We start from the raw sequence: 23,664 nt of genomic DNA on the forward strand, positions 1-23,664 counted from the left end.
TAGTCAATTGGATTTCAGATTAAAGTCTATCGGATTATCCCCTGCTTTCACAACGGCTGTTAATTCCGATTGGGAATTGTATTTTGGGGGAATATTTTCAACGAAGTTTGCTTCCGTTTCTGGGTCGGATTCGTCCTCAATGGGGGTTCGCACTTCAACCCTGTGCTCGCCGAGTACGGCCCCTTTTACCCCGGCTAGATAATACAACGTGTATTGGCCTTCTGCGTCCGTATATCCGGCCGAAGAGCGGGCACCCTTCGGACCGAACAAGACCTCAACACCCGCCAAAGGCGCGTCATCCATCGTTATGGTTCCGTAGACCTGGCCCAACTCGGGTTGATCACTCGAACCGCAACCAGTCACCAGAAACATGACAATGCTAGACAACAATAATCGATTCCAACCGCTGAACATTGATTTCTCCAAAGGCCCTTTGGCGGGCGAGACGTAAACAGACTTGATTGATTACGCCGATACAGGCTGATACGAATTAGTTAGAAACAATGCTGCCATCGATGATTTCGCCATCGTTCCTAAGACCGATGTTGGATATCATGTCCTGATCCGCATTTTCGCTGATGAAAAGGACATGGCCGTCAGCCAATAAGAAAAAGCAACCGCCTGTATGCTGGCTAGCAAACGCATTCACTGATGTGCCATTAACTGCAAACGACGAGGGCGCCGGTTGCAGTCGCATCGCACACGAAGCAGATCGCGTATCGGGGGCGATTCCCACCCAATAGGCGCCATATTTTTCGAACAATGCACCTGCTGCCCGTGTTTTATCGTCGTCGACGTCGATACGAATCTTTTCGCCGATAGCGAAAACATTGCTCGAACCGTCAGTCATATGCTTCATCCGCACAGGCCCGACCGTGGTACCGTTCACGAACATGGCTTCGACTTGCCTTCCAGTCACCGGATGTATACCCGAGCCATCCCAGTCGATTCCTGCAACAGCCGCGTAGTTTGATTTCCCGTGAGCACCTGCGGTTGCGGGGGGGCGTTCCCAACGCGACGGATTTAAGTCCGGATCAACAGCTGTCGGACAAATATAGGCGGGAATGACCGTACGTTGAAGTTCGGCATTGCCGGCGAGAGCCTGAGCTCCCGTCGCTTTAGCGCACACAACTACGTTATTGCCGGGATCTAACTCTTTGTACAAATTCCCCAGGTCCAAGTGCGGCATGATCATTACCGCCCAACCCCAGCCTTTATTCGCAAGGAGTGAGGCCGATACCTGATCGCAACCAGTCGCTGATTCATTGGGCGGGTCACCAAGAAATCCTGCCGGGAAACAACTGAACAAGTCATGGTAATTGTGGAGCGCTAATCCGATTTGTTTGAGATTGTTACGGCACTGGGTCCTGCGGGCAGCTTCACGCGCTTGTTGCACTGCTGGCAGAAGCAACGCGATCAAGATGGCAATGATGGCGATGACCACCAATAGTTCGATCAAAGTGAATCCGCGCCGACTGTTTCTTGTCTGCATGTGAAGTGCCTCCCTTTGATTGGTGATGTCGTGCCGAGCGTCATGCCTTGTCGAAGTGACGACGAATTGCGGCGGTGAAGTTTGAAAGTGCCGCAGCCAGGAGTTGCCCAGCAATATTTGAAACAACATCCACACTTATAAACGTTTCCGTAAAATAAATAAAAGATTTTCTTAGTTTTATTCAAATTTTCCTTAAGTTTTTCTTAATTCCCGTAGAAATAGCAGCAAGTCGCAAGTAGCTTGAGGATGAATGGGAAATCCGTTTTTGAAGTTCATTTCGCCCACAGCGTGTCGACATCGCGCTAACGTTCATGCATTTCTGCACAACTATTGACGCAAACCACCTTGCTGAACGGTCGTTGACGCGGGTCACGGAATTCGTAGTTTTTGCCAATATGACGCGGCGAAATCTTACTGGTCAGCACGAATCTGCATTGTATTTGTTTTCATGGGCTCAATTCTTGAGGCGAGCCGATCCCACGTTCATCTTGCAGTGAATAAGGACCACCCAATGAAACAGCTCTTAATTGCCATACCACTTATTCTATTAAGTTGCGTCGCCATCCCCGCCAGCGGAGCTGACAAAACCAAACCGCGCGCGACGGCGAAATCAAACACAAGCAGCGGGAACCAGGTCTTCCCCCCCGGCGCATCGATTCCCGTCTCCCCCCAGCGAAAACTGGCACAGATCGGCAATACCGAAGAATTCGAATCGGTGATCATGGGACGTGTCATTGGGACGGCGGATGTATTTGGCAACGGCCCCTATGACCTGTTTCTCTACCCCGATCGCATTTTTCCATTTCGAGGATTTGATGAACAAGGGACGCCCTATTATGGAAAAGTGGTGAAGATCAAGGAAAACCATGATGCGCGGATGGAGGGAGCGATCCTCACCGGTCCGGACAATGAGATATATTGCGTGCATGGACACCGCCGCAAAATCCGCGTTTCCAAATTCGACCGTAGCAAAAAAGAGTTCCAACCTTACGCCGAATCGGGACAGCTGGATGTGCCCGCTGGCGTTGGTGGTGGGATGGCTGCGCGGATCGACGACAATGGCAAGCTGGACGTTTATTTTACAATTTCCGACGGCGTCGCATACCGCCCGCCGGGGCCGCATCATCATTCTCCGGCGTACATCCCTTATGACGGCGCCGGGTTTTGGCGAGGAAAAATTCCCCGTCGCATGATGTACCACGCCCGATTTGATTCGCTCCGTTTGAAAAAGACCGAGAGCGTGCATCGCAGCGGGGAAGGTCCCGGCGAGTTCCTGTTTAGCGTGAACGGAATGGACGTTCTCAATCTCGGCGCGGAACGGTCGCCGGGGATTGTGACGACTGAAAAGCAAAGCGTGTTGCGATTTTTCCCCATTGACCCCGATACCGGAGAACTCGGCCCCAAACAGTACGTCAACAACGAAGACCAAGTCGCCCTGCGGCATTCAGTCATCAACGCCGCTGTCAAAGCGATTCCCAATCCCGAGACAGGCCTGTCGAATCTGATTGTCACCGACACCGGTCTGGTTTGGTTTTATCCGCACACGGGTCAGTTCTCAGAAAACGGTTCGCCGATTTACGGCGCAGCCCAGCCGGTGAAAGCTGAAGGTTTGCGATTGGCATTGGGCCAACTGCCGGTGATCAGTCCGGGAGACATGGATGGCGACGGCCTCGTGGACCTCATGGCTGGAAATGATGCCGGCAAATTGTTGTTTGTCAAAAACATCGGCACCAAGCAGCGCGCGGAATTCGATAACCCTGTGGCCGTATTGGTCGGTGGAAAACCGTTGGATATCAAGCCCGGGTACCGCGGATCCATTCAAGGGCCCGGCGAAGCGATGTGGGGTTATACTTGTCCCACGGTGTGCGACTGGAACGGCGATGGCCGGCAGGATGTGATCCTCAATAGTTCTTTGGGCGACTACATGTTGCTGTTGCAAGAGGAATCCACGTCCGACGGCCAACCGGTCTTTTCCGCCCCCAAGACGATGTATGGCGACGGCATTCAACTCCACTTGGCATGGCGCAACCAACCGGCAGTCACGGACTGGGGAACCGACGGCCCGCTCTGCTTGATTGCGTTGGATGAGAAAAACTTGCTCCGTCAATTCTGGCGCGTCGACGATCAAAACGTCGATCGCGGTGAATTGTTGACCTTTGAAGATGGTTCGCCGATCCCCGCCAACGTCGACGAAGCAGCCGGGCAGACCGGTCGTGCCAAACTGGTGGCCCATGACTGGGACGGCGATGGCGATGTCGATCTGTTGCTCGGAACGTCACGCGGCCTGTCGTTTCCAGCGTCGAAGTCGTTCCATTTGCCCAGCGATTATGGCGACGATCGCGCCGCTTCGATTTTGTTTCTGCGCAACGTCGGTGACAATACTCACCCACAATTCGAGTACATCCAACAGTTGGCCTTTGACGGTGAACGGATCAAGCTGGGGATTCACTCCTGCTCCCCGATCCCGCTCGACGTCGGCCGCGGCAAGATCGATTTGTTGTGCGGTGAAGAGCAAGGTTCGATCCGCTACTATCCCCGCGAATTGTTGACAGTCATTGGCCACAAAGAGTAGTCCGCGAAAACAGCTTCTCGGTATTTTTCCAAGCCGTCGGAAATCGTAGTGAATTTCCGCCGACTTGTTGCGTGAATTGCTGCGGAAAAAATCGGGACGACGCTTGTTTTCTGCACTAAAAAGATGGCTAATGGAAATTGACCTCAACGATTTCATAGCGCTATGTGTAACGCACGATATTGACCGTTGGGGGGCGAATTCCTTGTTGGTTCACTTCATGGCGGTGCAGCGCCGTCTCGTACGTTCATCCGGAGAGTGACTCATGCGTCCTGATCAGTCCCGTGACAGCCACACGAACGATATCCACACAACAGCTTGCGTCCGGCATGCGGGAGTCGATCGGCGACTGTTTCTTTCCGCCGCCACGGCAGCGGCCGCCACGGCCATGCTTCCGAATTTTGCCCATGCCGCCCCGGAGAAAAAATGGCGAGTGGGTGTCATTGGACACACCGGCGCGGGAAATTACGGTCACGGTTTGGATACCGTCTGGCTGAGCCTACCGGAAACCGAGATTGTCGGCTTGGCCGATGCCAACGACAAAGGCCGTGCTGCTTGCAATCGCAAAATCGGCATGGTGCCGGATTTCGCCGACTACCGTGAGATGCTCAAACAGACGCAACCCAACATCGTCGCAGTCAGCCCACGGCATCTTCACGAACACCACGACATGATTCTTGCCGCGATCGATGCCGGCGCGCAGGGCATTTATTGCGAGAAGCCATTCTGCCGTACCCCGCAGGAAGCGGATGAAATCGTGGCAGCCTGCGAAAAGTCCGGAACGCGTTTGGGGCTAGCGCATCGCAATCGCTATCACCCGGCTGTTCCGGTGGCAATGGCCGCTCTGAAGGAGGGAGTGATCGGCGATTTGTTGGAGATTCGTTGCCGAGGAAAAGAGGACCACCGCGGTGGAGCACAGGACATTTGGGTCTTGGGCACGCATCTGTTGGATTTGGCTCATTATTACGGCGGAAACGCCACCGCCTGTTCGGCGGTGCTGTTAAATGGGACGCGGCCGGTTACGAAGGAGGATGTTGTCGAAGGTGGCGAAGGGCTGGGGCCGTTGGCCGGGGATCGACTGTTTGCCCGTTACGAAATGGAAAGCGGGATCCCCTTGTATTTTGACTCGATCAAAAACCAAGGCGTGAAGGAAGCGAATTTTGGAGTGCAATTGATCGGGAACAAAGGGTTCATGGATTTCCGCATCGACATTGAACCGTTGGTGCACTTAGTGCCGGGTAACCCTTTCTTTCCCACGGACAAGGCGCGACCTTGGATTCCGATCAGCAGCGCTGGCATCGGCAAGCCCGAGCCGATTGAGAATCTCGGAAGACTGGTGTCGAAGCACATCCTGGCGACCCGCGATCTACTGGCCGCCGTTTCGGAAGACCGCCCCCCGCTCTCCAGTGCCGAAGATGGCCGCGCGATCGTGGAGATGATTCATGCGGCGTTTGCCTCGCACGTTAAAAACGGCGAGCGCGTACAATTGCCACTTGAATCACGCACGCATCCGTTGGCGGACCTGGCAGCCCAACCTTCTTGAGCGTCGCTATAGGGCTGGGCGATCCAGAAAAACCTATTCGCCCAAGAATTGCGAGATGCTCGCAAAGACTTAAGGCGTATCAATCGGCCCTGGTTTGGGCGGACGAATGAAGTGCACGAGCAGTGCCAGTCCCAAAAAGGCGGCCGCGCCGGCGACGCCGTACCATTGTGACTTGGACCAAATCGCCCAACCTGCGCCGAAGGCGGAGAGCGACAGGGCGATTAGCATGAGGACGTTCCAAAAGATACGTTTTCCGCCCTGTGGCAGATTACTACCCAGGATGCTGCGGCTATTCATCATCAAAAAGAACGTACCGTAGGCGATCGGTAGTAGGACCATCCCGAACACACTGGTCGGTACCGCCAGCCAAAACGCGGCTTTTCCGGACCAGACAAACGGACCCAGCACGCCGATAGCCGGCGCCAAGCACCCCAAACGGTGTGGCAGTCCCTCGGGGGGAAGTCCCAGAATTTCGCAGAATGTAAATCCAGAAATCAGCATCAGAATTGTGATCGTCGACAGCGCCATGCCCAGCACACCGAACCCGAAGACATAATTTGCGAAGTCTCGACCGATCAGCGGGGCCAGTGAATTCGCTAGATTGAAGGCGTCGCGTTTGACCAGCATCGCTGCCATCCGTTTGTCCGCTTCGGGCAGTGCATCGGCCAGTTTTTGTTTTTCGTCGTCGCTGAGATTGGCATAGTCGGCACCCGCTTGATTGCTAACGCGGGATTGCAGAATCCCTTGATAGGCGGACACTATTTTCGCCGGAGCCGTGACGCCCGATCCATCATCCAACAACCCCGCTGCCGGCTTGGCATGAAATTGACTGGCTGAGGCGATCACCACGCAGCCGGTGGCGATGATGAACGGAATCGCCATGCCGGTCGACAAATCGAAAACGGCCAAGCCACGAAAATGTTTGTCCCAGCCGCGACGCAACATAGAATACGGAAGGAGAAACGTCATGTTGATCCCCACAGCGGTCGCCACAGCGGTGATCATCACGTCGCGTTGCATCTCCACAATCATTTGTGACCAGAACTCAGAGGAGCTTCCCGTGGCGGCCAAAGCTTCATTAAACGTGGCTGCCGGTTGGCTCAACATATTGAGATTGGGAATGAAGCCAGCCATGATTTCGTCCCACGGCAAACCTTCGTCGCTGAGGCTGATTTTGATGACCACGCCAAAAAAGCAAATCACGATTGCGCCGACCAGCAAGCGCAACATGCCTTCGTAGAGTCGGATGCCCCAACTTCCGCTGTCGTAGAACCATGTAATGATGATGGCGATGGTCAACATCACAGCGCAGATGATGGCGATGTCCGTATCTGAGGTCATGCTGGGTAACAGGTTTTGAGTCACCGCCGCTGTGCCAAGGCTAAACTGCGGGAGACACCAAACGATGTTTGCGACCAGCGTAGCGATGGCCCACCCCCAGCCCAGTACCGGATTGATGTGATCGTTGATTGCCTGAAACGGTCGTTTGCCGGTGGAGAGGGTCACGTAGGAAATGGCGCTGAGCATAATCACGCCCATCACCATCGCCATGACTTGCAACCACATCAGGCTGTAACCGGCCAGCACTCCCAAATACAAACTGCCCGCCAGCGAACCACCCCCGAGTGTGATCGCCGATTGCAACCAACCGGGACCGGAGAGCCGCAGGTAGGTCCAAAGTTTTGCTCCGCTGCCTTTCTGAGCAGCTTCGATGAGCATCTGCCGTTCCGGGCTTTGTTGGGCATCTTCTAATTCAGTCGGCATGGTGTCTGTCTCTTTCCCGTCAGGCGGCGGCAGTCGTTAGTCGCTCAGCGACGCTGCAACACTCGATCGATCGGTGTTTCTATTCCTGTAAATCCGTGGCGACGAACTGCGCCACAGGAGGAATTCGTAGGCTTGAAGTTTTAAGACAGCCATCCTATCCCAAATCGACAATGCGAAACAACTCAACCGCGTTGCTGCACATTTTCGGGCGAATACGGAGCGGGTGCCGTTCCTGCAGAATCAAACTGACAACGGCGTCTTTTGAGATAGGGCGAACCTGCCAAATTCGCCTTGCCGGGGTTGGGACGCCTCATTATGATCCCCGCCCCTTATTCGCGAGCCGTTGCTCCAGGCTACCGAATTCCAACTCCGTCCGCTGACCGAGAATTCTGCGAGACTCTAGAAGTTGAAAACTCCACAGAAACAACAACACGACCGTGTTCTGCAATTGATCACCATCTGGTTCGTCATGGGTGCCGCGCTGCTGCTAGCGCTCACGTATTCCGGACCGGAAGTCGGCGAAGCATACATTGCCGACGCGGGACTTGTGCAGATGGGAACATTGGCGATTCTGATTGTGGCGACGATTTCAGCCGCGACGCTCGCGATTCGTTGTCCGCAAAATCGGGTGAACCTCGGTTTGTTAGCCTGTGGTTTGGCAATTTACGCCGGTCGCGAGCATGACCTGCATCGGTTGGAGTTTCTCCGCGAACATTATACGCGCCTGGATTTTTACCTGATGCCCGAGATCCCCCTGTGGCAAAAACTGTGCTTTGGGGCGTTCGTAGTATTTGTCATCGCCATCATCGCTACCTTTGTGGTGCGGATGACGGGACAGGCTCTACGTGATTTGAAACGGGCCGAGCCATGGGCTATTTTTGGATTAGCTTGGTTCACCACATTGACCGCTTCGCAGATCTCCGACCGATCGTGGTTGAACAGTACGTTCGCCGGACGGAGCTTTGAGGAAATTGCGGAATTCGTAGCGGCAGGATTTGCGCTGTTGGTGGTCTATCATTTCCCACGGGTTGCTGCACCCGTTGCTGCCACCTCGGAATTGGCGCCGCAAGCCGCATCGGCCAAAGCCGTCTAACAGGGCGAAGACATTATTCGCGAGCGCGTTCGATGTAATCGCCGGTTCGCGTATCGATTTTGATCTTCTCGCCAGTCTCGACGAATGCCGGGACTGTGATCGTGGCGCCTGTTTCTACCGTTGCCGGCTTGGTCAATGAGCTGGCAGTATTTCCCCGCGCGGCTGGCTCGGTATAGGTGACTTCCAACACGACGTGTGGCGGAGCCGTGATGTCGATCAATTGCTCGTTCCAATAGAGCAGTCCGCAGGTCATACCTTCTTGCAGGTACTGCGCCGCATCTCCACAAGCATCCTGGGCCAATGGATATTGTTCGTAGGTTTCGTTGTCCATGAAGACCAAATTTTCGCCGTCGCGATAGGTGAACTGACCTTCGCCTTGGCGGACATCGGCGCCTTCCAGGCTATCACCACTCTTGTAGGTCCGATCCAAAATCGTGCCCTTAAATAGGTGTTTCAGCCGCGTTTTATACAGGGCTTGCCCTTTGCCCGGTTTGACAAAGTTTAATTCCAGCATGTTGTAAGGTTCACCGTCGATGATGACCTTAACACCCTTACGAAAGTCGCCGGCGTTGATCTGTGGCATGGATTGAACTCGAAAAACTCTGGTGAATGAAAGCCTAGCGACACAGCAATCTGAGCCGCCGCTGTTTTAGAATCAGCAATAACAAGCAGTCCGCGGACCTGTTTTGGTCGTGGAAATCGCCGCGAGAATAGCAAAATCCTCTCCGCTTAGCTACCGTGAGGACCTGCCGTGGTCATGCCGCCATGCGATGCCTGCAGCGACTTGACCCTCCTGGATTTTCATAACCTTGGGCGTTTTCCCACAAGGTGACTCCCCGTGCCAACTCCTCACGCCACCACGCGTCAAACACTTTCACCACAAGAAGATACAGCGAATTGGCATCGCGCGTTGGCCGCTGCCGTGCGTGATCCCGATGAACTGATCGACCTGCTAGGACTGGGTGACGTATATCGCGAACCGGCTCGCCGAGCCGCAGGGTTATTTCCCCTGCTGGTCCCGCGTGATTACCTGGCGCGGATCGAACCGGGCAATCCCCGCGATCCGCTGTTGTTGCAAGTCCTGCCGTTGGCGAACGAGGAAGCGGTCGTCGATGGATTTTCTGCCGACGCGGTCGGGGATGCTCAGGCACATCGCTCGCCCGGGCTGTTGCAAAAATATACCGGCCGGGCACTGTTGATCACCACCGGCGCCTGTGCGGTACATTGCCGGTACTGCTTCCGCCGCGAATTTCCTTACGGCGAAGAACCACGGACGATGGAGGATTGGGAACCGGCATTCGCTGATATCGCGGCCGATTCTTCTCTGCACGAAATCATCCTCAGCGGCGGCGATCCGCTGATGCTGACCGATGCGCGGCTGGCCATGTTTATCGAGCGGTTGGATCGCATTGAGCATTTGCGTCGCTTGCGGATTCACACCCGCCTGCCGATCGTGCTGCCGCAACGTGTCACGGACACGTTGTTGGAAATGCTCACCACAATGCGGTTGACGCCGATTGTTGTCATGCACGCGAATCATGCCCACGAGTTGCAAGGCGACTGCGCAGCCGCGCTGCGAGAATTGGTGCGCGGCGGCGTGACGGTGCTGAATCAAGCCGTACTACTCAGGGACATCAACGATACGACCGAGTCCCAAGCCGAGCTGTGCGAACGTCTAGTCAATTTGGGAGTCATTCCGTATTACCTACACCAACTCGACCGGGTGAGCGGCGCGGCTCACTTTGAAGTTCCGGAACAAACCGGGGGCGGCATCATTGAGGAATTGCGCAAACGACTGCCCGGTTATGCGGTACCACAATTCGTGCGCGAAATCGCCGGTGAATTGCACAAGACGCCTTTGTAATTGGCTTCGCCCAGACAACCTCGCTCACGTCTTTCCGAAGGGCCATGGTTTGCCGCAGTCGGGACAGAAATCGGCGATGCGTGCAATCGCCCGGCTGCAGCCGGGGCATTTTTGTTTTTCCAGCTCGCGGGATGGATTTAAAATCTGATACACGACGAGCACAACCGCCAACAGCGCAAAACCGCCGGCAAAGATCCAGATGGCCAAATCTCCCACGAAGAAACTGAGCGACATTTTTCGAGCGCCTCCCACAGGCCTTGCGCTCTCGCGCGTGATTAAAGAGGACCTACTCCGCTTCTAACTCCTGCAGTCGTGAAGCAGGAATCCAGCCGTCGCGATCCCATCCACGCCCCAGATTATACGCCGCTACCAATTCACTCAACTGTGTCGGTGATAAATTCGCACCGCCGCTCGGGCCGGAATCCTCCGGAAGCGGGTCACTTAAAAACCGCGCGGGCAGTGTATCTTCGGCGGGCGTCCAGCCTTGCCTGATGTTGTACAACTTCTTGGCCGTCACAATCCGCTGCGCCGTCGTCCGCAGTTCAGCAGCTGTGACACCGAATCCGGTGATCAAATTCAACATCTCGGCCAACTCCTCATGATAATCAACGAGAACGCCCCGCAGAAATTTACAGAGGATCAAAGAATCCATCAGTGCAGCTCGGTCTTCGGTTTCAATCGCCGGGGCGACAACCTCCGGACCGGCATGTAGTCGGTCATACTGCGCGCTGAAATCGACTTCATAGGCGCCCGAACGATTATGATCTGCACCACGCGTCCCGACGGCAAATCCCAAAGCCATGGTTTGCAGTGCCCGTGGTTCATAACCGGGCAACTCAAGTCCTTTGACGTGCGGCGCGAAATCCGAGGTATTTTGTCCGATCCGCGCCGCTGCAATTCGCGACCCTTCCGCCAACAAATCTCCCAAGTCTTGCCGGGCTCCGATTTGCTTAAGCATCGACAATACGGCGGCGCTATTTCCAAAGCGCAGATCTGCAGCCTTTAAGAAACCGCGCTCCGCGCACTCCATGGCAAAAGCGATCGTAGCGCCTGCGCTGATCGTGTCCATGCCGAGTTCATCACACAATGCCGACGCAGCCAGCACCGCTTCGGGGTCGGCGATGCCGCACAGCGGTCCTAAGGCGAAAAGGTTTTCATATTCCATCCGCACGCCGGCCTGGTTGTCGTGGCGATGATAAATGTGCTCACAACCGATCGTGCAAGCGGCACACGACGCGCGGGTTCGTTCGTGCGAGACCGCCATTGCCTCCGGCGCCAGTGTGGCTGCGCCCTCGAAAGTAGAGGTCTGAAAGTTTCGCGTCGGTAACACCGCCAACCGGTTGAACGCTAACAAGTTCCCCGCTGTCCCCAATTCGCGGTACTTGGCTGTCGCCGGGCCGAATGATTTTTTCGACAGCGTTTTACTCAGCGCAACCAGCCCTTCCGCATCATGAAACGGAGTGAGCCGATCACCGCGCACCGCAACCGCCTTGAGATTCTTGGCCCCCATCACGGCCCCCATGCCGCCGCGTCCCGCGTGCCGACCGTCATGTGAAATCGTGGCATACCGCACCAGGTTTTCACCGGCCGGTCCGATCGCAGCAAATCGAAATCCCTGACCAAGTTGTTGGCTCAAAGTTTCTGAAGCAGCGCTACTGCTTAGGCCCCACGCCGCCTGAGCAGGCTCGTAACGCACACTCTCCGGCTCAATCACTAAACAAGTTGGTTCCTCGGCCGCACCCACAATCACCAGAGCGTCGTAACCGGTTTTTTTTCCAGCGATTGCAAAGTGCGATGAAGAGAGCGAATCGTTGATCCGCTGTGTGAGCGGCGACTTGCCCATCACCACAAACTTAGCCGACGTCGTCAGCGGACTCCCCACCAGCGGGCTGAACACAAATAACAACGGCGCCTCGGCTGCGAGCGGGTCGAACCCATCACGGCTCTCCTGCAGCAAAATCCAAGTCCCCAGCCCACTCCCCCCCACAAACCGCCGTAAAACCTCCCCCGAAATCGGCACCGCAACCGCCGTACGCGCGGACAAATCCACACGCAAAAAGCGACCATGATAACCGGGCGGGGTAGAAGACATGATTTCTCGTTTTACGCGATTCCGTGAGGCATTCCGCGATTTTTATTAGAACTCTTGGCCACAGATTGAAATCACCACGAATCCTACCCCCCTGCGTCGGCGGAGAGGATGAGGACGTTGTCGCCGTCGGTTAGTGGGGTTTCGGCGGCAGTGACGAAGGCGCGGCCGTTGATGTTTGCTAGATAGCCCGATTTGAGGCGACCATCACGCTCCAGACACACATCGAGTAATTGCGGAAGTTCGCGACCGACGGCCAATAACAGCGATCGCAAATCACCGGCCGTGACGTTCAATTCCTTCACACCGGCGCGTTGTCGCGGAATTCCGAATAACTCCACATGAATCGGCATACCATCCCCCTACCTCCCGAACCAATCTCGGCTGTTACGTGTCGACAACGATTGCCACACCATCTGTCCTATCGGTTGTGCGGCCGCTTTGCAATTCCACCACGGGATCTGATTGTTTACCTTGCGCTGCTTCGCTAACATATCGCACGTCAACGGCCCCGTTTTTTGCAAAAATCGATTCGATGTCCTCCGCTCCCCTCGAACCTTCACTGGCCGCTCTTGAACGGCAAATCCAGCATGCCCTGGCGGCGGATCGGCATCGCTTGCGCCGTCGCGCACGGTCCATTCGCCAAGCCCAACAGCGCAAACAGCCGTTTGATAAAAACCTAGCCCGGCTGGCGGACGAAGTCCAGCAGAGCGTCCAGCTGAGGAAATCGCGGCTCGCAGGCCGTCCGACGGTGACTTTTGATGAAGAACTGCCGATCTTCGCTAAGCGGCAGGAAATCGCCGATGCGATTGCCAACCATCAAGTTGTGGTTGTCAGCGGCGAGACCGGATCGGGTAAATCGACGCAATTGCCTAAAATCTGCCTCGACATGGGACGCGGTATCGATGGCATGATCGGGCATACCCAGCCGCGGCGCATCGCCGCCCGTTCTGTCGCCGCCCGCGTCGCCGAAGAATTGGGCAGCACAGTCGGCCAGTCGGTGGGCTTTAAAATTCGCTTCACCGATGCGACCAGTCCCCGCACGTATGTCAAACTGATGACCGACGGGATCTTGTTGGCCGAATCGCAGGGGGACACGTTTCTTAATCAGTACGACACGATCATCATCGACGAAGCACACGAACGGTCGTTGAACATCGATTTTCTGCTGGGCTTCGTCAAACGCCTGTTACCCAAACGGCCGGAACTGCGGTTGATCATCACGTCGGCCACGATCGATGCCCAGCGGTTCAGCGAACATTTTGCCACGGCGACGAGACCGGCGCCGGTGATCGAAGTTTCGGGACGGACCTATCCCGTCGAAGTTCGTTATCGCCCGCTCGAAGGAGACAATGACAGCGAAGAGGCCGATCTGCAGCGAGGCGTGCTGAATGCGGTCGAAGAGCTAACCGCCGAAGATGATGGCGACGTGTTGATCTTCATGCCGACCGAACGCGACATCCGCGAAACGGCACAGGCTCTCCGCGGGCGACAAATCGCCGGCAGCCGCATGGGGAAAGGGACCGAGATCCTTCCGCTCTACGGTCGCTTATCGACTGCTGAGCAGAACCGCGTGTTTCAGTCGCACAACCATCGCCGTATTGTGATCGCGACCAATGTCGCAGAGTCTTCGCTGACCGTGCCGGGGATTCGTTCCGTGATCGATGCGGGGACCGCGCGGATCAGCCGGTATTCCGCACGGTCCAAGGTTCAACGTCTGCCGATCGAACCGATTTCCCGCGCGTCGGCCGACCAGCGCAAAGGCCGTTGCGGCCGTTTGGGACCGGGGATTTGTATTCGTCTCTACAGTGAGCAAGATTACCTGACGCGCGATGAATTCACCTCGCCGGAGATTCAACGCACCAACTTAGCAGCCGTCATTTTGCAAACGTTGTCGCTGAAACTGGGCGCCATTGAAGAGTACCCGTTTCTCGATCCGCCCAAACCCATTGCCATTCGCGAAGGCTATAGCACGCTGTTTGAGTTGGGTGCGATTGACGACCGCGATCAACTGACCGACATCGGCCGCAAACTGAGCCGTCTGCCCGTCGATCCCCGCGTGGGGCGGATGGTCTTGGCCGCTCACGAAGAAAACTGTTTGCGGGAAGTTCTGATCATCGCCGCTGCATTGGAACTGCAAGACCCCCGCGAACGCCCGGTCGACAAACAACAGGCGGCCGACACCTGCCATGAACAATTTGTTCACGAAGAATCGGACTTTCTGGGCTACTTGAAACTGTGGGATTTCTACGAAGGTCTCAAACATGACCTTTCGCGGAATCGGTTGCGTAAGGCTTGCCAGCAAAATTTTCTCTCCTACAACCGCATGCGGGAATGGCAGGAGATTCACCGGCAACTGTTGCAAATCGTCGAGCAGAATAAACTCAAACAACAGCCGCGTCGCGACGATTACGATGCCATTCATCGCTCCCTGCTGACCGGATTATTATCTGGGATCGCGAACCGGACCGACACCTATGAATACACCGGCGCCGGCGGACAAAAGCTAAACCTGTGGCCCGGGTCGGCGACGTTTGAGAAAAAACCAAAGTGGGTTGTCGCCGCTGAGTTGGTCGAAACCACACGGCGCTACGCCCGCGTTGTGGCCCGCATCAATCCGAATTGGATCGAACCGCTGGCTGGTCACCTTGTCGTCCGCACGCACAGTGAACCGCATTGGGTCCCCGAAACCGGATCGGTGATGGCGTATGAAAAAGTGACGCTCTTTGGCCTGCCGATCATTCCGCGCCGGCGGATTCCCTATGGCAGCGTCAATGCTCCGGTGGCGCGGGAGATGTTTATTCAACATGGACTGGTCGAAGGCGACTGGCAGACCCCAGTCAAGTTTTTCGCGCACAATCAGCAACTCATCGAACAACTCGAAGAGATGGCCGCCAAGTCGCGCCGCCGTGATTTTTTTTTGGGCGAGGAAGCCCGCTACGAATTTTACGACAGCCGCATTCCCCCGCACGCCTATGATGGAGCACGACTGCGGAAGTGGCTCCGTAAAGTTGAGCAGACCACGCCAAACATCTTGCACATGACGCAAGCGGATCTGTTGGTCGACCATTCCGAAGCTGTTACGGATACCGATTTCCCCGATGCGATCACTATCGACAAAATGCAATTGCCGCTCGAGTACCATCTCGAGCCGGGCAGCGACGAAGATGGTGTGACGTTGACGATTCCGCAGGCCGGTCTGAATCAATTGCAGCCGCACCGATTGGAATGGCTTGTGCCGGGATTGATTGAAGAGAAGATCCTGGCGCTGATCAAATCGCTGCCCAAATCCTCGCGGCGAAGTTTGAATCCCTTGGCCGAGACAGCCCGCAAGGTGGCGGCGGAAATTAGCTTTGGTGAAGGAGAATTCGCAACGGCGGTGGCAGACAAGTTGGCGGAGATCGCCGGCACCCGTTGTGCCGCATCGGAGTTTCAACAGGTGCAATTGCCCAATCATCTGCGGATGAACGTCCGCGTGATCGACTCCGAAGGCGAAGCGCTTGGCGAGGGGCGGGACCTGACGAAAATCCGTAAGAGCCTAGGGGCCGCTGCGGCCGCGAATTTCTCCGCCATCGACGATCCCACTTGGAACCGCGACGGCATTGTCACGTGGGACTTCGGCGAGCTTCCCAAACGGGTCGACATTCAGCACGGGGGTTTAGCGCTCAAAGGGTATCCCGCACTGATCGATACCGGCGCAGCAGTGAATCTACGGTTGTTGGATTGTCCGCTCAAGGCGACCTTCGAAACCCGTGGCGGATTGCGGCGGTTGTTTTATCTAGCGGAGCGCCGCGAATTAAAAGCACAGGCCGATTGGCTGCCGAACATCGATCGCATTTTGCTCAATGCGGCAACGCTGCCGGATTCTGCGATATTCCGGCAGTGCATCGCCGAATTGCTCACTGACCGGGCTTTTTTACCGACCAACGCGATTCCCCGTTCGGCTGAAGAATTCGAACAGCAACGCCACACCGGCAATCAGCGAATCGGCCGCGCCGTGCAGGAAGTTGCGGGCCTGTTGGAACCGATGCTCACCGCCTATCAACAGGCCTTGGTCGCCGTGGAATCGGCCGCCGGCAAGGGGTGGGATGCGGCCGTTGCGGACATGCGATTGCAACTGCAAGAATTGACCACAGCCGGTTTTTTGACGCGCACCCCGTGGAATTGGCTGCAACAACACCCGCGCTATTTCGAAGGCATTCGTCGTAGACTCCACAAACTCGCCCAGGGCGGCGCCCCGCGTGACAAAGAGCAACACGCCGTCATTCAACCCCGCTGGAACGCCTACCGCACCCGCGCCGCCGAACATCACCAGCGCGGCGTGTACGACCCAGAACTGATCCAATACCGCTGGATGCTCGAAGAACTCCGCATCTCATTGTTCGTCCAAGAACTCGGCACCAGCATCACGATCTCGCCACAGCGGTTGGATAAGCAAGGGGCGAAGGTCCGGGCCTAAGGCTGTAGGAGAAAATTGCAAAAAACTACGGCATTCGACGAACCTAGTGCCCGTCAGATTCGTCTCAATGGTATTCGGAAGGTAGCCGGATACGATTGGCCGGATCGCACTGCTAATGCGTGTGCCCTAATGGGCGTATGAGTTCGCATCCCATGCCTACGGCTAAGGAATTAACGTTTTCTGTGGTACTTAATTTTAGGCTCCCTTATAAATTGGGATGACGACCTAACTAGGTGATTGAGATGCAAAAAGTGCAATTACTCGGTGACTCTGTTTTTGTGATTCAGAATTTTCTTTCGCACTCTGAAAGTAAAGAACTCATCCGTATGAGTGAAATCCGAGGGTTCGAAGATGCTCCGATCACCACGTCGTCAGGATTCGAAATGCGGAAGGACGTCCGAAATAACAGTCGTGTGATGGTTGATGATGTTGCGCTAGCGGAGGACCTCTGGACGCGTGCAGAACAGTATTTGGTACCGACTTGGTCCTATCGTAAGCCTGTCGGATTCAACGAAAGGTTTCGGTTCTACCGCTATGAAGTTGGACAAACGTTCAAACCGCATTTTGACGGTTATTTTGCCCGCACCAATGGACAACGCAGCGAGTTTACGTTCTTAGTCTATTTGAACGACGACTTTGATGGCGGTGAAACGAGATTCTTTGAACCAGAATCGATCTGTGTAAAACCTGAAACGGGATTAGCCCTCGTGTTTCATCATCCACAGCTACATGAAGGATCTGTTGTTGTGAAAGGGAAGAAATACGTGCTACGCACGGATGTGATGTATGGCGGAGACAATTAGCCGAGCCTCGAAGAACTCCGCGTTTTATTGTTCGTCCAAGAACTCAGCACCAGGATCACCATCTCGCTGCAACGACTGGATAAACAAGGGGTGAAGGTACGGGCGTAATGACAGTTCACGCGTAACGGGAGGGCGAAGATCCTGCTGAGCCGCGCTGGTACGTTGGAAGTGATCAATGGGATTCTTTTCCTGGTTCCCAAACTCCGCTTGGGAACCTCATTCGCCGAAGCTCCGCTTCGGCATCGCACACGAAACTTGGAAACGCTATTGTGTAATTCCGCCAGCGAAGCGGAGCTTCGCGAAGATGCGTTCCCAAGCGGGAGCTTGGGAACGAGGGATAACGCGACGCATTATGCGGACCACGGTTCCCATGCAACAGTTCGCTCTTCCGCTCTATCACATGTTGGGTGGATCGTCGAAGGGGACGACGAATCTGATGCCACCACAGTGTTGGCAATCAAGTGGCGGCTGGGCCAGCCAGTTTGCCGAGAGCAGCATTGGTTTTTTGTGACGCGGGCACTCCAAATCTAGCTGGGGAATTGAAATCACAGAGTACTTCCGTGCTGGATCAAAAAATGCGTAGAGCCGATCCGCGACCGTGTGGTAGTACGGATCAACAAAGCTAATGGCAGATTGCGGCGGTTTTTGGATGTGCTCCAGAACTTGGCCATCGATCTTCTGATGAATGCGAACTTGCAGTCCGCAGATCGGACAGTAGTAACAGTACGCGGGGCTGTTGACGTTGTGGTTTGAGATGCCTGGAAAGTGAAAAGTCTCGCAGCCTGACGTACCGACCTCCCCACAGTTGGTGCAAATCGTGTTGAATGTCATGTCGATCATATGGCGGGTCATCATTCAGTGCGACGCTCTTGCGCGTGAATTGTTCCCAATGTTCATTTCAGAGTCGAGCAGCCGCAAGAGATGTTTCTGGATTATTTACCATTGTTCGTCTCTCAGATCCATGTCATACTTCGCGCGACACGTTGTCAAGGGAATTGTTTCCAACATGCCTATTTCCTAAACGGGAACGAGACCTTTTCAACAAGTCATTCATTTTGAAAACAAGCGTTAAGACTACGGCATCAGGGACTATTGTTCCCGTTGCTTGGCTGAAGAAAGGCCCGTCGGTGCAGCATCGACTGGATTCCACATGGACGAGCCCATAATCGTCAACCTCGATAGTTCATGGACAATTATTGTTGCCGTGATTGTGCTTTATGCAGGTCGATTTGCGACCTCGCACATCCGGTTTTTGCGGGAATTCAATATCCCTGAGGCGGTCAGTGGGGGCATACTGTGTTCTGTCGTGGTCGCAATTGTCTTCTCGATGTCAAATCATCAGATAACATTTGATTTGACTCTGAGAGATACGCTGTTGTTGGTTTTCTTTAGCACGATTGGATTGTCGGCAAAGTTTCGCACCTTGCTCGCGGGCGGAAAGGCCTTGGCATTGCTGGTCGTCTGCTCAATAGGATTTTTGATTTTACAAGACGTGGCAGGCATTGCTGTGGCGATGAGCTTTGGGCAACATCCCGCGTATGGATTGATTTCGGGCAGTATTGCATTCGCGGGCGGTCACGGCTCCGCTATTTCCTACGGCCAACTTGCCGCTGAACAAGGCCTTCCTGGAGCGTTGGAGTTGGGGATGGCCAGTGCCACGTTCGGATTGATCGCCGGTGGTCTCATTGGGGGACCGATCGCTCGGCGACTTATGAGTGGGCACAATCTGTCCGGAGAAATCAAGAATCAGGCGTTCGTTCCCGGACCGGATGAAACGAGCGATCCCGGGCCCGTGACTCTGAATGGGATGCTCGACTCGATCTTCGCACTGGCGATTTGCATTGCCGCTGGGGCCGCTGTCAATGAATGGTACACACAACGCAGTGAAATCCCGCTTCCTGGATTTCTAACTGCAATGTTTGTGGGTATCGTGATTACAAACTGTCTCGATGTCCTGAAGATTGATTTACACAAAGCTTCGATCAGCCTCTGTAGCGATGTGAGTTTGCAGCTCTTTTTGGCGATGAGCTTGATGAGCCTACAATTGTGGAGCTTGCAAGGTGCGTTTGGTTACTTGTTGATCATTCTGCTAACGCAAATCGCGGTCATGGTCCTGTTTGCCTTGTACGTCGTTTTTCCAGCGATGGGCCGGGACTATGATGCTGCCGTGATCGCCGCCGGTTTTTCCGGACTTGGCTTGGGGGCGACACCGGTCGGGATTGCCAACATGCATGCGGTCACCGAAAAATATGGGGCTTCCCAAAAAGCATTTCTGGTGGTGCCGCTTGTCGGAGCATTCTTTCTAGACATCGCTAACGCCGTAATTATTCAGGGCTTTCTAGCAACGCCGCTTTTTCGAAATGCCGCAGGTTGAACTCCTGCTAAAAAAGTTGCTCAAACGGATCCCGTAGAGAGACTCGACACGCAATAAAAATCGAGCACCCACCGCTCCGAAAGTTTTTTTCGGGGCGGCGCAATCGCAGAGGTCTGTGGATTGCCGGCAACTCGTCCAAAAGTCCTCAAGCCAATTTTAGTCAGCCCAGAGCACATCGCTCTGGACCGCCAACTAAGTGGAGCTTGGGAACGCGGAATGAGCATGCTAACTCGCCGCCGCTAGCGCTTGGTCCAGATCTGCCAGAATATCATTGATATGCTCGATCCCGACCGACAGTCGCACCATTTCCGGGGTGATGCCGGCTGCGCGTTGTTGGTCTTCCGTGAGTTGCGAATGCGTGGTGGTTGCTGGGTGGATCGCCAAGCTTTTGGCGTCGCCGACGTTGGCGAGGTGTGAGAACATTTTGAGGCTTTCGATGAACTTTGTCCCCGCGGCCCCGCCCCCTTTGATGCCGAACACGACCATTGCCCCGCCCTTGCCGCCCAGCAAGCGTTGCACCTTCTCGTAATTTGGATTCGACTCCAAGCCGGGATATGTTACCCATTCGACGGAGTCGTGATGCGATAGATGGCTGGCGACTGCTACGGCGTTTTCGCAGTGACGTTCCATCCGCAGCGGCAACGTTTCGATGCCCTGCAGAAACATCCAAGCGTTATCTGGGGAAATACAGGCGCCTAGGTTCCGCAGCGGCACGACCCGCATCCGCAGCAGATAGGCCATCGGCGTCAGATCGCCTAGGTCGGTGGCCCAGCGGATGTTGTGATAACTGGCATCGGGCTCGGACATCAGCGGAAATTTTCCCGACGCCCAATCGAACTTGCCACCATCCACCACGATGCCGCCGATCCCCGTTCCGTGACCGCCCAGCCACTTGGTCAGCGAGTGTACCACAATGTCCGCCCCCTGCTGCAAGGGACGTTGCAAGGCCGGCGTTGAAAACGTTCCGTCCACAATCAGCGGCAACCCGTGGTCGTGAGCGATGCGGCTGATGGCTTCGATGTCCGTCACATCCAGTCCGGGATTCCCGATCGTTTCACAAAACAGCAGCTTGGTTTTGTCGGTGATCGCTCCACGAAAATTTTCCGGATCGCGGGCATCGACAAAGTTGGTGTTGATGCCGAATTGCGGCAGGATGTCGTTGAACTGTGTGAACGTTCCGCCGTACAGATTGTTGGCGGCCACAATTTCATCGCCCATGCCGCAGATGTTGATTACGCTGTAAAAAATCGCGCTCGTCCCCGAAGCGACCGCCAGCCCGGCGACGCCCCCTTCGAGCTCCGCCACCCGCTTTTCGAGCACGTCATGCGTGGGATTCATGATCCGCGAATAAACATTCCCCAACTCACGCAGCGCAAACAAGTCAGCTGCGTGTTCGGTATCGCGAAACACATAAGAACTCGTGCGATGCACCGGCACCCCGCGAGACATCGTTGTCGGATCAGGCTCGGTTCCGGCGTGCAGGCATTGGGTTTCGATATTCATGGTGGTGGTCTCGTGATCGTTGGGGGATTAGAATGCAAATTGAGGTGCGGTCTGTCGGCGACGACTTTCGGCCGCAGCGACACCGGCCATGTTAGCTGGATTTTTTGTTGGCGACAACAACGGGGCGCTGGACCGATCTTTCCTTGTCGACCCTGCTGCTCTACGCAAGGTACTGCTATGACTGTTGATCGCGTATTAATGCTTGAAGACGAGGAAGAACGCGTTGTTCGTTTTCGCAAGGTACTTGCGAAACTCAATTCTGCCCTGCGGTTAATAGTCTGGGAGACTGCGCATAGCATGATCACTGAAGCGCCAGCTGAATTGCACAATGTGGCATTTATTTCATTGGACCACGATTTGTATACCGAATCCGATATTGATCCGGGAGATGGGCTCGATGTCGCAAACTTTCTCGTTGAGCAACCGCCATGCTGCCCGGTGATCATTCACACGACCAATTCCCCACGGGCGGTTTACATGACCGGCGCATTGGAAATCGAAGGCTGGGAGGTGATCCGCGCTGTCCCTTGGGGAGACAATTGGATTGAAGAAGATTGGCGATATCTCGTCAAGGAAATCTTGCGCCGCCCGTTGGATGCCTAGTTTGTTAACGTGTCGCAATAAACTGGCTATTCGATTTTTCTTTGCGTCTCCGCTTCTTTGCGCGAGGTTTTTATTTCGCAGGCAAAGTCCGCACAAATTTCACCGCTTGGCCGATCCAATCGATCAGATCCGCCTCCAGTTCAACGCCGGCCGGTTCGACCATGACCCAACCTCGCATGGCCCGGCCGGTGATGTCGAATTCGCGTGTGTCGGGATCGCTCAATGCCGTTTCGTAATTCTCCACCCCCAGACGCAGAATTAAAAATTCTTTCCACACGCCGACACACATATTGCCGGACAGCATAAACCCCACGCCGCCGAACATCTTCTTTTCCGAAAACCCCTTGCGCCGCCGCATCAACGGCCGCACCCGCTCGGCAAGTTGTTCGTCATAGGCCATTTCTAACGCTCTCCGCCGAATCCAAATTTCGTCATGCACCAGCTTCGATGGAAGGTGGGTCTCACGTGCTATTTTAGTGGGGAAGCGGTTTTTTAAACAACAAACAATGAGCAGTGGATGACCAGCTGCCACACTTTCCGGTATTGACTAATTATGCATCAATGCATATTATCCAACTGGAGGGAAATCATGCCACGTAAATCTCGACAAACGCGGCCGCGGAGCCGCACGGATCGTCAAGCAGAGCCGTCAGCCTATGACCGGACCACGATTACGATTCCTCGCCAGCTCAAGGCGCGCATGAAAGCTGCCGGGGAGCGGGTGAATTGGTCAGCGGTGGCGTCCGAAGCATTTGAAGCCTGGCTCTCAGGACACGCAAACAAGGAGCAGCCGATGCCCGAACTACCCGACAAAGACGACGCCATCGAACGGTTGCGGCGTCTGAAGAATGAACCTGAGGCCCGGCATGGTGGATCCACCGGACGCGCTTATGTGCTAGGCCAGCACTGGGCGATGGCCGATGCGCATCCTGTGGAATTGCAGCGACTGGAAGAGTTCTGTGCCGGGCCGCTGCTCGATGGGACGTGGGAAGACTTGAAGACGCGGTTTTCCGATCGACGCAAAGTCAAAAAACTATTCCGTGATTTTACAGCCTGGGTACTGGGCCACAAAGATCGCCTGCATAGCACCGAGGAAGCGAAGTTGTATCCCGCCGACGTCGAACAAGTGCGGCGCCAAGCGAAGCCGTTTTGGGAAGAGCGTGTCGGCGTGGAGGTGATTCCGGGCAAAGACTATGGACCAGAATTCTTGAGCGACTTCTCCGCCGGCGCCCTCGCCTTCTGGGACGAAGCCAAAGAACAACTCTGAGCAGAGCGGAGGATGCGTCGCGAAGTACCTTTCCAGGTTGGGCGAATGATGTTCCCCAGACGAACAGCGGCTCAGTAGAAGTTTGGTCCTCCCGCTAGGCCGAAAGACCAGGGCGAAAAACAAATTTTCAAAATACGCCCTCAGGGTGTTAAATATTCTCTGAATACGGGACATTTTATCATTGCGAGCCAGCGATGTCCTGGTTAGCATAAAACTCCTGGCGGATCTCTCTCACCCTGCG

At 55.2% G+C, this 23,664-nt stretch carries 19 protein-coding genes and 1 pseudogene; 10 read left to right on the top strand and 10 right to left on the bottom strand.

All coding sequences use genetic code 11. The features are described from left to right. Nucleotides 1–3 precede the first annotated feature (3 nt). Both CA54_RS06005 and CA54_RS06010 read right to left on the bottom strand, forming a co-directional pair. A complete protein-coding gene (locus tag CA54_RS06005) occupies nt 4–303 on the bottom strand; it encodes a hypothetical protein (protein WP_231962982.1) in 300 nt (99 codons plus the stop codon). A 187-nt stretch (nt 304–490) separates the two neighbouring features. After that, on the bottom strand, nt 491–1,492 hold the full coding sequence (locus CA54_RS06010; RefSeq protein WP_146369921.1) for a DUF1559 domain-containing protein: 1,002 nt from the start codon (nt 1,490–1,492) through the stop codon (nt 491–493). Nucleotides 1,493–2,003: 511 nt separating this feature from the next. Between CA54_RS06010 and CA54_RS06015 the strand changes: the two genes are divergently transcribed. Then, entirely contained in the window at nt 2,004–4,064 is a 2,061-nt protein-coding gene (locus CA54_RS06015; RefSeq protein ID WP_197532229.1) for an FG-GAP-like repeat-containing protein, read from the top strand. Between the two features lie 262 nt (nt 4,065–4,326). Continuing rightward, complete coding sequence (locus tag CA54_RS06020) at nt 4,327–5,604, top strand: Gfo/Idh/MocA family protein (RefSeq protein WP_146369923.1); 1,278 nt, start codon at nt 4,327–4,329, stop codon at nt 5,602–5,604. Nucleotides 5,605–5,673: 69 nt separating this feature from the next. Here the strand turns inward: CA54_RS06020 and CA54_RS06025 are convergent, their stop codons facing one another. Continuing rightward, nucleotides 5,674–7,368: a divalent metal cation transporter gene (locus CA54_RS06025; RefSeq protein WP_146369924.1), complete on the bottom strand. Its 1,695-nt coding sequence runs from the start codon at nt 7,366–7,368 to the stop codon at nt 5,674–5,676. Between the two features lie 406 nt (nt 7,369–7,774). Here CA54_RS06025 and CA54_RS06030 point away from each other — a divergent pair, with 406 nt between their 5' ends. Next, nucleotides 7,775–8,461, top strand: coding sequence for a hypothetical protein (locus CA54_RS06030; protein ID WP_146369925.1), 687 nt, complete (start codon nt 7,775–7,777; stop codon nt 8,459–8,461). Between the two features lie 13 nt (nt 8,462–8,474). On the opposite strand, the gene efp is transcribed toward CA54_RS06030, so the two are convergent. Further along, the gene (efp, locus tag CA54_RS06035) at nt 8,475–9,044 is read right to left on the bottom strand and encodes an elongation factor P (RefSeq protein ID WP_146369926.1); all 570 of its coding nucleotides are present in this window, start codon (nt 9,042–9,044) and stop codon (nt 8,475–8,477) included. A gap of 255 nt (nt 9,045–9,299) precedes the next feature. On the opposite strand from efp, the gene epmB reads away from it, so the two are divergent. Then, the gene (epmB, locus tag CA54_RS06040; protein WP_197532230.1) at nt 9,300–10,325 is read left to right on the top strand and encodes an EF-P beta-lysylation protein EpmB; all 1,026 of its coding nucleotides are present in this window, start codon (nt 9,300–9,302) and stop codon (nt 10,323–10,325) included. 24 nt (nt 10,326–10,349) lie between these two features. Here epmB and CA54_RS06045 read toward each other — a convergent pair whose 3' ends face one another. From CA54_RS06045 to CA54_RS06055, 3 genes are all read right to left on the bottom strand, one after another. Beyond that, the gene (locus tag CA54_RS06045) at nt 10,350–10,559 is read right to left on the bottom strand and encodes a hypothetical protein (RefSeq protein ID WP_146369927.1); all 210 of its coding nucleotides are present in this window, start codon (nt 10,557–10,559) and stop codon (nt 10,350–10,352) included. A 52-nt stretch (nt 10,560–10,611) separates the two neighbouring features. Further along, nucleotides 10,612–12,417 (bottom strand): aldehyde ferredoxin oxidoreductase family protein, encoded by a 1,806-nt coding sequence (locus CA54_RS06050; RefSeq protein WP_146369928.1) that lies wholly within the window; start codon nt 12,415–12,417, stop codon nt 10,612–10,614. 83 nt (nt 12,418–12,500) lie between these two features. Further along, nucleotides 12,501–12,767 (bottom strand): MoaD/ThiS family protein, encoded by a 267-nt coding sequence (locus tag CA54_RS06055; RefSeq protein ID WP_146369929.1) that lies wholly within the window; start codon nt 12,765–12,767, stop codon nt 12,501–12,503. Nucleotides 12,768–12,949: 182 nt separating this feature from the next. Here CA54_RS06055 and hrpA point away from each other — a divergent pair, with 182 nt between their 5' ends. From hrpA to CA54_RS30165, 3 genes and pseudogenes are all read left to right on the top strand, one after another. Then, nucleotides 12,950–16,873, top strand: coding sequence for an ATP-dependent RNA helicase HrpA (gene hrpA, locus CA54_RS06060; RefSeq protein ID WP_146369930.1), 3,924 nt, complete (start codon nt 12,950–12,952; stop codon nt 16,871–16,873). A 242-nt stretch (nt 16,874–17,115) separates the two neighbouring features. Continuing rightward, nucleotides 17,116–17,676, top strand: coding sequence for a prolyl hydroxylase family protein (locus CA54_RS06065; protein WP_146369931.1), 561 nt, complete (start codon nt 17,116–17,118; stop codon nt 17,674–17,676). 18 nt (nt 17,677–17,694) lie between these two features. After that, a pseudogene (locus CA54_RS30165) lies at nt 17,695–17,784 on the top strand (hypothetical protein); the annotation flags it as partial. Between the two features lie 288 nt (nt 17,785–18,072). On the opposite strand, the gene CA54_RS06075 reads toward CA54_RS30165, so the two are convergent. Beyond that, on the bottom strand, nt 18,073–18,531 hold the full coding sequence (locus tag CA54_RS06075) for a hypothetical protein (protein WP_146369932.1): 459 nt from the start codon (nt 18,529–18,531) through the stop codon (nt 18,073–18,075). Nucleotides 18,532–18,826: 295 nt separating this feature from the next. On the opposite strand from CA54_RS06075, the gene gltS reads away from it, so the two are divergent. Then, a complete protein-coding gene (gltS, locus tag CA54_RS06080; RefSeq protein ID WP_146369933.1) occupies nt 18,827–20,050 on the top strand; it encodes a sodium/glutamate symporter in 1,224 nt (407 codons plus the stop codon). Between the two features lie 225 nt (nt 20,051–20,275). Here gltS and CA54_RS06085 read toward each other — a convergent pair whose 3' ends face one another. Further along, nucleotides 20,276–21,553 carry an O-acetylhomoserine aminocarboxypropyltransferase/cysteine synthase family protein gene (locus CA54_RS06085; RefSeq protein ID WP_146369934.1) on the bottom strand — a complete coding sequence of 426 codons (1,278 nt, stop codon included), beginning with the start codon at nt 21,551–21,553 and terminating at the stop codon, nt 20,276–20,278. 177 nt (nt 21,554–21,730) lie between these two features. On the opposite strand from CA54_RS06085, the gene CA54_RS06090 reads away from it, so the two are divergent. Further along, the gene (locus CA54_RS06090) at nt 21,731–22,156 is read left to right on the top strand and encodes a cyclic-phosphate processing receiver domain-containing protein (RefSeq protein ID WP_146369935.1); all 426 of its coding nucleotides are present in this window, start codon (nt 21,731–21,733) and stop codon (nt 22,154–22,156) included. Nucleotides 22,157–22,226: 70 nt separating this feature from the next. Here CA54_RS06090 and CA54_RS06095 read toward each other — a convergent pair whose 3' ends face one another. Next, a complete protein-coding gene (locus CA54_RS06095) occupies nt 22,227–22,556 on the bottom strand; it encodes a TfoX/Sxy family protein (RefSeq protein WP_146369936.1) in 330 nt (109 codons plus the stop codon). 189 nt (nt 22,557–22,745) lie between these two features. Between CA54_RS06095 and CA54_RS06100 the strand changes: the two genes are divergently transcribed. After that, nucleotides 22,746–23,423: a hypothetical protein gene (locus CA54_RS06100; protein WP_146369937.1), complete on the top strand. Its 678-nt coding sequence runs from the start codon at nt 22,746–22,748 to the stop codon at nt 23,421–23,423. Nucleotides 23,424–23,664 lie beyond the last annotated feature (241 nt).

Origin of the sequence: Symmachiella macrocystis, assembly GCF_007860075.1 — a bacterium.
Classification (GTDB): Bacteria; Planctomycetota; Planctomycetia; order Planctomycetales; family Planctomycetaceae; genus Symmachiella; species Symmachiella macrocystis.

Coding starts and splice junctions, on each gene's coding strand:
- CA54_RS06005 (WP_231962982.1), bottom strand. CDS start 303: ATGGATGACGCGCCTTTGGCGGGTGTTGAGGTCTTGTTCGGTCCGAAG.
- CA54_RS06010 (WP_146369921.1), bottom strand. CDS start 1,492: ATGCAGACAAGAAACAGTCGGCGCGGATTCACTTTGATCGAACTATTG.
- CA54_RS06015 (WP_197532229.1), top strand. CDS start 2,004: ATGAAACAGCTCTTAATTGCCATACCACTTATTCTATTAAGTTGCGTC.
- CA54_RS06020 (WP_146369923.1), top strand. CDS start 4,327: ATGCGTCCTGATCAGTCCCGTGACAGCCACACGAACGATATCCACACA.
- CA54_RS06025 (WP_146369924.1), bottom strand. CDS start 7,368: ATGCCGACTGAATTAGAAGATGCCCAACAAAGCCCGGAACGGCAGATG.
- efp (WP_146369926.1), bottom strand. CDS start 9,044: ATGCCACAGATCAACGCCGGCGACTTTCGTAAGGGTGTTAAGGTCATC.
- CA54_RS06045 (WP_146369927.1), bottom strand. CDS start 10,559: ATGTCGCTCAGTTTCTTCGTGGGAGATTTGGCCATCTGGATCTTTGCC.
- CA54_RS06050 (WP_146369928.1), bottom strand. CDS start 12,417: ATGTCTTCTACCCCGCCCGGTTATCATGGTCGCTTTTTGCGTGTGGAT.
- CA54_RS06055 (WP_146369929.1), bottom strand. CDS start 12,767: ATGCCGATTCATGTGGAGTTATTCGGAATTCCGCGACAACGCGCCGGT.
- hrpA (WP_146369930.1), top strand. CDS start 12,950: ATGTCCTCCGCTCCCCTCGAACCTTCACTGGCCGCTCTTGAACGGCAA.
- CA54_RS06065 (WP_146369931.1), top strand. CDS start 17,116: ATGCAAAAAGTGCAATTACTCGGTGACTCTGTTTTTGTGATTCAGAAT.
- CA54_RS06075 (WP_146369932.1), bottom strand. CDS start 18,531: ATGATGACCCGCCATATGATCGACATGACATTCAACACGATTTGCACC.
- gltS (WP_146369933.1), top strand. CDS start 18,827: ATGGACGAGCCCATAATCGTCAACCTCGATAGTTCATGGACAATTATT.
- CA54_RS06085 (WP_146369934.1), bottom strand. CDS start 21,553: ATGAATATCGAAACCCAATGCCTGCACGCCGGAACCGAGCCTGATCCG.
- CA54_RS06090 (WP_146369935.1), top strand. CDS start 21,731: ATGACTGTTGATCGCGTATTAATGCTTGAAGACGAGGAAGAACGCGTT.
- CA54_RS06095 (WP_146369936.1), bottom strand. CDS start 22,556: ATGGCCTATGACGAACAACTTGCCGAGCGGGTGCGGCCGTTGATGCGG.
- CA54_RS06100 (WP_146369937.1), top strand. CDS start 22,746: ATGCCACGTAAATCTCGACAAACGCGGCCGCGGAGCCGCACGGATCGT.